General features: G+C 34.2%; 10 protein-coding genes. 3 read left to right on the forward strand and 7 right to left on the reverse strand.

Going from position 1 to position 10,009, the window contains the following annotated elements; genetic code table 11:
- Positions 1-9 precede the first annotated feature (9 nt).
- Both AC3II9_RS05810 and AC3II9_RS05815 read right to left on the reverse strand, forming a co-directional pair.
- On the reverse strand, positions 10-1,926 hold the full coding sequence (locus tag AC3II9_RS05810) for a hypothetical protein (RefSeq protein WP_489153908.1): 1,917 nt from the start codon (positions 1,924-1,926) through the stop codon (positions 10-12).
- Positions 1,927-2,410: 484 nt separating this feature from the next.
- Positions 2,411-2,926 (reverse strand): hypothetical protein, encoded by a 516-nt coding sequence (locus tag AC3II9_RS05815; RefSeq protein WP_489153909.1) that lies wholly within the window; start codon positions 2,924-2,926, stop codon positions 2,411-2,413.
- A 730-nt stretch (positions 2,927-3,656) separates the two neighbouring features.
- Between AC3II9_RS05815 and AC3II9_RS05820 the strand changes: the two genes are divergently transcribed.
- The gene (locus tag AC3II9_RS05820; RefSeq protein WP_489153943.1) at positions 3,657-3,869 is read left to right on the forward strand and encodes a tyrosine-type recombinase/integrase; all 213 of its coding nucleotides are present in this window, start codon (positions 3,657-3,659) and stop codon (positions 3,867-3,869) included.
- 375 nt (positions 3,870-4,244) lie between these two features.
- On the opposite strand, the gene AC3II9_RS05825 is transcribed toward AC3II9_RS05820, so the two are convergent.
- The 5 genes from AC3II9_RS05825 to AC3II9_RS05845 all read right to left on the reverse strand — a co-directional run bounded on the left by AC3II9_RS05825 (position 4,245) and on the right by AC3II9_RS05845 (position 8,488).
- Positions 4,245-4,688 (reverse strand): hypothetical protein, encoded by a 444-nt coding sequence (locus AC3II9_RS05825; RefSeq protein ID WP_489153911.1) that lies wholly within the window; start codon positions 4,686-4,688, stop codon positions 4,245-4,247.
- Entirely contained in the window at positions 4,688-6,382 is a 1,695-nt protein-coding gene (locus tag AC3II9_RS05830; protein ID WP_489153913.1) for a colicin D domain-containing protein, read from the reverse strand. Before AC3II9_RS05830 ends, AC3II9_RS05825 begins: the two co-directional genes overlap by 1 nt.
- A gap of 733 nt (positions 6,383-7,115) precedes the next feature.
- Complete coding sequence (locus tag AC3II9_RS05835; RefSeq protein ID WP_489153915.1) at positions 7,116-7,385, reverse strand: hypothetical protein; 270 nt, start codon at positions 7,383-7,385, stop codon at positions 7,116-7,118.
- 98 nt (positions 7,386-7,483) lie between these two features.
- Positions 7,484-8,290 carry a helix-turn-helix domain-containing protein gene (locus tag AC3II9_RS05840; protein WP_489153917.1) on the reverse strand — a complete coding sequence of 269 codons (807 nt, stop codon included), beginning with the start codon at positions 8,288-8,290 and terminating at the stop codon, positions 7,484-7,486.
- Between the two features lie 72 nt (positions 8,291-8,362).
- Complete coding sequence (locus tag AC3II9_RS05845; RefSeq protein ID WP_489153919.1) at positions 8,363-8,488, reverse strand: hypothetical protein; 126 nt, start codon at positions 8,486-8,488, stop codon at positions 8,363-8,365.
- Positions 8,489-8,666: 178 nt separating this feature from the next.
- Here AC3II9_RS05845 and AC3II9_RS05850 point away from each other — a divergent pair, with 178 nt between their 5' ends.
- Positions 8,667-8,897 (forward strand): helix-turn-helix domain-containing protein, encoded by a 231-nt coding sequence (locus tag AC3II9_RS05850; protein ID WP_489153921.1) that lies wholly within the window; start codon positions 8,667-8,669, stop codon positions 8,895-8,897.
- An 86-nt stretch (positions 8,898-8,983) separates the two neighbouring features.
- The gene (locus tag AC3II9_RS05855; protein WP_489153923.1) at positions 8,984-9,592 is read left to right on the forward strand and encodes a stalk domain-containing protein; all 609 of its coding nucleotides are present in this window, start codon (positions 8,984-8,986) and stop codon (positions 9,590-9,592) included.
- The last annotated feature ends 417 nt before the right edge of the window (positions 9,593-10,009 follow it).

Genomic DNA, 10,009 nt, shown 5'->3' on the forward strand with positions numbered 1-10,009 from the left:
ATCAACTCCCTACTTTGGAATACTATCTGGGAAAACAGTCCATATATTCCCCAACTCATCATATACAATTCTTAGAGCTGTTTCTCCTTTTGTTCCAATTTCTCTACCTGCATCTATCCATACCTTATATGAATTTTGACTTGCTGAACCGGTTCCATTATCAATAACACTTTTAATCAAACTATTATATTTTCTTGCATTCTTAAGAATTGAGTCAACTAGTGCGTTGGCTTCATCAACTGTACCTACATTGAACTTACTCCATGTTGAAGTATTATTTGGTATATCCAGATGCTTACTCTTAATTACAAAGTTTGAGATATCAATATTTTCCAATGCTATTAAAGCATTAGAAAATAGTTTACCCGTACCTTCATCAGTCCCCTCATCAGGTTCCTCTTCAACATCTCCGTGGAGTTTAACGGATATTAACTTCTCCTTCTCCCATACAGATTCAACATTCAGTACTCCATTTGGACCTGTAAGGATAGACTCTCTGACTACTCGACCATTCTCTTGTGTCCTTATGATACTTGAATCATCATAAAAAGCATCCACTAAATTATCAAGAACAAGTTGCCTGCCTGTAGCATTATCGAAAATACCTATATTTTCTAACTGCCTTTCCATATCAATAGAGCGCTGGATATTGTGTCTACTACCAGTTGCATTACCAAAAACGTACTCTAACTTTCGACCAAAATAGGGTTCCCCTTCACACGGCTCTGAATCTACTTCCATCTCTTCATCTGGTTCTTTACCCGAATCACAATTTTTATCATCACTCTCATCTGGAGGAACATCATCACTAGCTTCATAAGCTACAATATCATCCTCAACAACCGTTGTATCCTCTCCAGTAGTCTTATCTTTCCAACCTGTTGTAGAATCAGTGGAAGGATAGACATAAGTATTATTATAAGTGTAAGTAAAGCTATCGACACCAGGTAAAGTATTGGTACCTTCTGGATTTTTTATCTTATCAAGACCAGGCTGTACACCATAATCCGTTGTAACTTCTTCTGGAACTGTAACTAACTGATCTACACTAAATGTAAAAGTTGTAATAGATGATGCAACTTTCAAAAAACTATTCATGACATTATTAATATCACCGTCATTGGCTATCGCAGACATATTTGCATTTAATATAGTCTGCGCTCCAACAGACTTTGCAGTATTAATGTCAGCATAAGCAGCTGCTCCAGATGTCCATAAAACACTATTTATATTTGGACTTGTATATAAATCGTCGTTAATTTTAAATGTAGCAACCCACGATTCAGCCCTATATGTCTCAGGTTTTGTAGGTAGAGACCAACCAACGCCATAATAATCTAAAGAAATAAATAAGGTGCCTCTTGCAGTGCCATCAAAAGTGTGCGCACTATGCTTAAAAGTATAATTAAAGCTTGTATTAGGCTTTAAATATGCTTTTAATAAAATTTCTGACGTATAATCATACGAGGTAGGCACAACTTCAATAGATTCGATATAAGGTTTAAAATCGTAAAGTCGAACTGTTTCACCTGCACTAATAATAGTAAGTGGTTTTAATGAGCCAGTATCAATCAATGCTTGCAGAGCTATTTCATCGATAAAACTTTGAGAGTCACCATCCAAAGTTGCATTGAAAAACTCTACTAATCCACTAATCAAAAAGATAGGTATAAAAAAATCTAAAAACTTTTGCCACTTAGATGATGTATTCGTCTTTTTTTCAAGTACCTGTTCAACTTTAGTTGCTAATGTTGATTTATCAGCAGACGTTAAGTCTTTTTTTACTTGTGCTCGTTTATCTGGAGGACAATCCTCTAATTTTTTAGCAGCCTCTAAACAAACAGGAGCATAGCCAGGATCAACCTTATCCAAGTCAGTTTCTAAAAATTCTTGCATAGCTTTTTCAAACAAAATATGTTCTGCCATTGCTACAGCCGAATCTTCCGCTAGGTCTTTGGCTACTTTTTTTTGCAGTGATTGTTAAAGGTTTCGAAACTGGATTAGCGTTAACAATATGGGGATTAGGGGGTATTATTAAATTAAAAATCATAAAAATTGATATAATAACAAGTCACACTTTTTTCATTTTCTTCGCTCCTTTTCATAGCAAAATACAACATTTATAATTAATGAAATACCAAAAAATACAATTTATTATATACTTAATATATTATCTTAGGTTTATCTAATTAACCCTTTCTATTATTGATCTGTTTGATTTTCTCACTCTTCTATCCAGTTAGAAAACGCTACCGGCCGCTACGTTATTTGTCCTCAATAGTTGATACAGCGGTAACAGACTGACTTGTAATGATAATAGGCATGTTTAGTTTATAAAACAGTGCTATGTAAACAAGAAAAAATCACCCTATTACGGAGTGGTCTTTACTTATTCTCGTTTTTTCTATCATCAAATAACATTTCCGTTTTTTAAAAGAATAGAATACTCTTCTTCATCTGTATATAACCTGAATGAATTCCTATCAAGCTCAAAATCTGTAATTACATCGCTATTATGCTCCCACAGCTTTTCTCCTTTATAAGTAAGGCTAACAACTCCTAACTCACATATAACAAGAAAAGAGAGGTCAGATAATTTTATGATTTCATAGACAATAGAATAGAATTTCTTCATCCATCTTATTTCATAGTTTTTCAACGCTACACAATAAACTTTTTCATCTACACTTATCAGGATGCAATTGTCCTTTTCAATCATCAGTGCTGATGGCTCGATTCCATGCATCCCACCAAAAACACCAATAAAAGAGTTTGTTGCTTGATCACTTATCACATAAAATCTCCTTTTATCTTCGCAATTAGCATTAATTAGGATACTTTGATTAATTTCAACATATTCTTTAAGTTCGGATTCTGACTCAAATTCATAGATTTTATAATTATTATCTTCATTTATTATTTTCATTTTTCCCCTCCATAGAACATAGCTGTTATCAACTTTTCTTCGTCCCATACAGATTTAACTTTTAGAAAAACTTCTGGGCTTGTAAGGACAGACGCTCTGACTACTCGACCACTCTCTTGTGTCTTTAGAATACTTGAAGGATCGTCGAAAGCAATCGACGGCTAGATGACTTGTAATGATAATAGGCATATTTAGTTTATAAAACAGTGCTATGTAAATAAATGCATCACTACATTTTGCTATATAAAAACACCCCCAAAAACTAGCTTTTTCACTCTAATTTTTGGGGTGTAGCACTTTATGGTGGTCTCTTCTTAGTTTTATCGAATTTTTAAATTCTTGCTGAAGGCATTCAATTCCTTCATGAAACATCCTTTTTATCTGCTATTTCACACCGGTTTACATTGTGGATTGTGTGTAGGAGAAGTTTGTGGACTTAAATGGAAACGTATAAACTTGGAGGAAATGGCGTTAGAAGTAGATCAGCAACTAGTTGGTATCAAAGACGAAAACCAAAAGTGCAATGGTAGCCTAAACCACCAAAATCAAAATTCAGTTATCCAACGATTCCATTTGGTAATACCTTAGCTGAAATATTAACACGTGCTAAAAAAGAAAATTGGAAAATCGTCTGAAGTCTGAAGTACGGGGAGTTTTATCAACAAAATTCAGAACACGATTATGTATGTAAAAAAGAAAATGGTGGGCACTGTACTCCGTCAGTAATCAAATATCAAAAAAACTGGGTACCGATTTCAACTATCACTCGCTACGCCACACACATGTAACGATGTTAATAGAAAGCGGAGAGCCAGTAAAAACTGTACAAAAACGACTCGGACATAGCCGCGTAGCCATCACCGAAAATCGTTATGTACACCTCACAGAAAAAATAGCTAGGAGTGCCGCCGACGTATTTGACTCCATCGCATCGAAATCATAAAAATTTCAATCCGGTGACACATCGGTGGCAATCCCCACCCAAACACACTATATTTCAATTATAAAAAAGCCATCTAAACGTTGGTATATCTGGATTACTTCGTATCGTCCATCTTCAATACAGCCATGAACGCTTCCTATAGAAATGCTGTATTCAGGTGTATCTATTCGCATTCTTGTATAACCGATAAACCTTTGATATATAAGGGTTTATCGGTTGTTTTTTATTTAATTTTATCTAGTTGTATATTGGTTTTATCTTCGCTTATTTTCTATCATTGGTGGGGATATGATGGGGAAAAATTTAAGACCACCCATCACGGAGTGGTCTTTTACCTATAAGTAAATATTTTTGTTCCTAATAAATAAATTCAAGTTATTCGAATATAACGCCAAAACTAACAAACTCAAAATTCAAATAGGCATTGCAGATATCAGAACTATAATATGGTTCTAGTCCTTGAATTTTTCTCTCAGTAATAAATAGTCCAAATCCAGATACATCATTACAATTTTTTTCATACATTTGAATCTCTGTGTCTGTATCTTCATTAGCAACAATGATTTCTACCTTTTGATTAATAAACCGAAGGGCTTTTTCATGAATTTTAATCAACGTATTAATTTCTTCATAAATATTATCCTTGAGAAAATCTATGTCGATTACATCAAAATCAGTTTCATAATATTTACGATCATCATATTTATAACTAATTACTTCAATTTTTTCAGTATATTGCTCCACAAATAAATCACGAATTACATCAATTTCTTGTTTCTTTAATTCATGTTCCGATAGGTAACTATTAACTAATCTCACTATTTAACAACACCTGTCTCAATAAGATATTCATACTGTATATCACTTAATTTAAAAGCTGTATTCATAGTTCCATCTGAATTAATAAAAATCCACTGCTTAGTATTTTCATTATAAATATGTGTCCCTTCAACATCTCTGTATTTCCCTTGTTTTTGAACCCCAGTATTAATAAGATCCGAAATATCCTTTTTGAATAGTTCTACACTTGCTTTACTGCCATCAGGATAATTCCCGAAATCATCTCGGTGCTTGGAGAACGCCTTATCTAATGAACTTTCATTAAATATAACTTCATCAGCGCTTTTGATAAATTTACCTCCATCATTCCCCTCACCAACATCTCCTACATCTTCACTGAGCTTAACTGATATTAACTTCTCCTTATCCCATACAGATTCAACTTTCAATACACCATTTGGACCTGTAAGAATAGACTTTCTGACCACTCGACCGTTATCTTGAGTCCTTATGATACTTGAATCATCATAGAAAGCATCCACTAAGTTATCAAGAACAAGTTGCCTGCCTGTAGCATTATCGAAAATACCTATATTTTCTAACTGCCTTTCCATATCAATAGAGCGCTGGATATTGTGTCTACTACCAGTTGCATTACCAAAAACGTACTCTAACTTTTGACCAAAATAGGGTTCCCCTTCACACGGCTCTGAATCTATTTCCATCTCTTCATCTGGATTTTTACAATTTGGCTCAATTGGTTCATTGCCACCATCCACTATAACATCATCAATAAATTTACCTGTTTCAACATCTTGCCATTTGCCGTCAGGCGTCTCTATAACCGCTCTGCCATCATCACCATATTTTACGTTTGGTTTATCCCAACCTAAATTACAAATAGCCCCACTGACCTCTGCTATACCATCTTTGTTAACAATCATTGCAGTACCATCTACACTTAAAAAAGTAGAACCACTAATACTCATTTGTATTCGTGTACCGTCTGGACAAACTAAATATGGCCTAGGTTGTGGTACAACAGTGTTAATATCATTATTTTTTATAAAATCATTTAAAACAGTAAATCTATTTGTAGACGATTGCTGCATATTATCTTTGTAAACTATTACACTAATACCTAAATATGACAAATTGCTAATAACACCAGGTACGCTAGAACGTACATTTTCTACATATTTATCGAAATAAGCATCAACAACAATTTTAGTACCATAAACTTTATCTTCGCTGTAAATATAATTACTACTCAATTGTGCAGTACGAGTATAATAATATTTACCATAATCATCCGATGATCTAATACCAGTTGTTAAATTCTGACCTGCTAGCATAGTGTACTCTTGACCTTTGGAAGTAACTTTAGCTGTATAACCAGGATTCAAAATTATATAAAGACCAGAATGCGTGAAGTATGAATTATAAAAACTATAATCAACATCATTAGTCGTTTCAGCTTCATAATCGGTAAATAATTTTTTGAAAAAATCACCAACAGTTAACATATAACCGCCACCAGAAGTAACTAACTCACCCATACAAGTCTTAGTAAAAAGTTTAAATCCACTACAAACATCTTGTAATTTATCCTGTTCATTCTTCCAAAAATCAGCATAATCTTTAAATTGATCAATGGTATTACTTACATACTCTTTATTATCTGTATACTGTCCAGACAAAAAAGTAGTTTGCTCTACAACACTGTCATACATTGCTTTGCCGTAACCGTCGTACTCTAAAAGTGCATCATGGTCATACGGTTCATAAGCTGTTAAAGTTGGAGACGGTGAAATTAAAGAACATACTAAAAAAATATAATAACAATAGATAAATTGCGCATTATTTCCTCCTTTAAATACAAATATATAATATTACAATTTTAACATATAAAACCAAATATAACATAGGCGGAAATCTGCAGATTAAGAAGCAATCAAAATTAAGACCACCCATTACGGAGTGGTCTTTTCTATTTCATAACCATACCTTCCAGCGATCCTCTTTATTAAAATATACAACAGCTGCCGCTGGTTTAAATTAAATTCAGCTTGGACATGCTGATAAACAAAATATAAATTTTGATCTGTTCGACCGTTTACAAGTATAGATTCCCTTTCACTCACTTTACGGGATTTAACCAACGCAATCTCATCCTCATCTATATACGTATCGATGCCGTCTTCTAATCCTTTTACAATACAATAGTTGACGGCATCTAAAACGGTCTTAAATTACATGTGCAGCTTAAATTTATTAAACACACTCATTTCAGACGATGTTAATCTCGTTTGTATAGTATGTTTTTTATCGTTGCGTGTTTTTCTGACAGTTTCCAGACCTATCCCCTTCCGTCAGTAAGTATGGATAAAATTCATTTACCCTTGAAGTGTGTAATTGTGTAATCGCATAAGGCTGATTTTTATAAGTGCATAAGTGAGCACTTCCCTATGCGAGAATTAATTTCTCCCCTGGCACTTCAACTATTTGCTCCTGAATCATTACGCTATAAAAATCTAATTTCTTACTGATAATCACCCCCACATTCAATAACTGTGGATGGCATTGTTCTATATAAGAAATCTCATCTACGTAAAATCGAATCTTCACTTTATCACCTTCAATAAATGCATTGTTTCTAGCTAGTGTCAGTGTGACTTCGAGAAATTCAAATATATTTGTTTGCCCCATAGTTTCCATTAGTTCGAAATTCGTCATATTAATCCCCCTTTTACCAATTCAACCAATTTGGAATATATTTATTGTCCACAACATTACTAACAATCGGTGCATAACTCTCACGCTCATTTATCCAGTTATAAAATGCTACGGGACGCTCTCTGTGCTCTTTGTCCTCCACAGGTGATGCTTGTAGACGGTTTATTATTTGGACGCTCCAATCGCTTGGTATAAGCTCCAACGAATACAGCACGTAATGTACGCGTAACCGTTAATGTACCTTTTGCAATATCACGAGCGATGTTTACAATGACCTCTTTAGCATTGTGGAAGGCGCCCATGTCATTAATTTTTGATGCTAATACCAGCTTGTGCAGCTCATCTTTTAATTGATCCGCTAATGGTAACGAGTGCATGAAATCGTACAGCATTTGTTGCCACTCGTTCATGTATTCCTTGGCTGCTTCTTTTTCAGTATGAGCGTTATTATAAATTTCTTGTAAAGAGCTTGTTTTAGAAAGATTAAAAGAATTAGATGGTTGATTTTTGGATTGTTGTCGGCAAACCACACCGTTATTGACTTCAGCCGCCATCGCTCGTTGGGACACCTCCGATGGGACATAAGGTAAAATGCGATAAATACTAGCCCCTTTGATGCCGTTTAATTTAGTGCCTGGTACTTTTTCGATGATGCCGAGCTCAACCAATTTCTTTACGCCACGATAAACAGTCTTCGTGCTGATCTCCAACGCTTCGGCAATTGTAGATGCCTTTAGGTGACAAGCTCCAGTATGTTCTAAACTGTGAGAAGCAAGCTTGAAAACGATGGCACGCTCACTCTCTGTCAACTCAAAATAATGTTGCTGGATATACTGCTCTACGGCTGCATCCATTTCATCAACTGATTGGAATGTTACATATTGCTCTAAATATTCAAATGCCATCGTTTTCACCTGCCTTGTAATATTTAAAAACTCAATCGAGAGCACCGACTGATGATGCTCCCTGTTCAGTTTTTAATCCTCACTCGTTTCTTGATGTCCGCAATTCTCGCACTCATAACCGTAAACAATGAAGTCATAAGAACGGTAAATAACATCCCATTCAACGTTTGCGCCACATTTTTCGCAATTTATTTGCATATCAAATTCCACCACCATTTATTTAATAGTGATTTTTATACACTTAATGAATTTACAAAATCACTTATTATATATATAATATTTTTAAAGGAATCACTTGTAAAGTATTTTCTTTCACTTTTTAGTGATTTTTAATTTTAAACAAATAAAAAACCGTGTAGAATGGAGTGAAACAGGTATGAAAGTGAGTGATTTTAAAGTGGGTGCAGCACGAAAAATCAAGATGTTAGTAGCGGCGAATGAAATTACAGTGAAAGATTTAGCGGCGCGATTAGAAACATCTCAATCAAATATGGCGAATAAATTAAAACGCGATAATTTCAGCGAAAAAGAATTAGAGCAAATAGCTACTGCTTGTGGTGCTAAATTAGAAATCAATTTTGTATTGGAAGATGGAACGAAGATTTAACAGACGACAAATAAAGTTGTCTGTTTTTTATTATGTACAATTTACTATATTATCCATTAATATAAATAAAAAGGAGGTTTTTAATGATGAAAAAATCAACAACGGTCATTATCAGTGTAATTGTTTTACTCTTAACTTTTAGTATGGGGGCGTATGCTGCAACAAAGTATAATTTCACTTTTAATGGCAAGAAGCAAGACGTCGATGTACAGATAATCAATAAAAAAGCATATGTACCGCTGGAGACTGTTGCAAAGTTATACGGTGGCAAAGTGACTTACGATAGTAAAACTAAAACTTATGCCGTTACATCAGGTGACACGAAGACACCCCCTACTCAAAATGACTTATCAAAAACGATTGATGGCGTCACAATTAAAATCGACAAAGTTGTTCAGGATTCAGATTCACTTAAAATTTACGTTACTTACATCAATAATTCCAAAGAACAAGCGATGACTGGAGACAGTCTTGCTAAAATTGTTGCCAGCGGAAAACAATACGAATATGATACCGATTTTAATTTCGACAGATGGTACAATAAAAATGTAGATAATGCAGATAGTTTCATCGAGCCTGGAGTGACAGAGAGTTCAGTTATATTCTTTAGTCCAGTATCAGCAGATAAAATTAACATTGTACTAAACGCAAATTTTGAATCTTACCGATTTAACGATGTAAAAATTCAAAAGTAATTTTATGTATAAAAACAAGCCCTCCACAACTGTGGAAGGCTTTAATTTTTAATGTACAACTTCGCTATCACCTGTATGTATAATTCTTGTTGCGTTATAGCCGTTTAACTTCAGAATTTTGAACAGTTGCTATTCTGTAAATGTTACATCCTCAATCATGTCCGGAAAGCAGAAAACACCCATTGTCTCTTCACTATCTACAACATGCATAAATCGTACAAATGTTAATGTAATCATTGTTATCCCTCCTTGCGAGACATAATTCGAGAAGTGAATATAAAACCCTTCTTACATACCCAAATTAAAATTTTGGCACAAATCATTGACAAAATAAAAAAAGAGAGCAAAAAATATTTTGCTCTCCATACACTATCTAAATTAATGAAACTGGTAATACGTTGCTTTTATATTTTAAGT

This window comes from Lysinibacillus sp. RU7 (assembly GCF_057837305.1).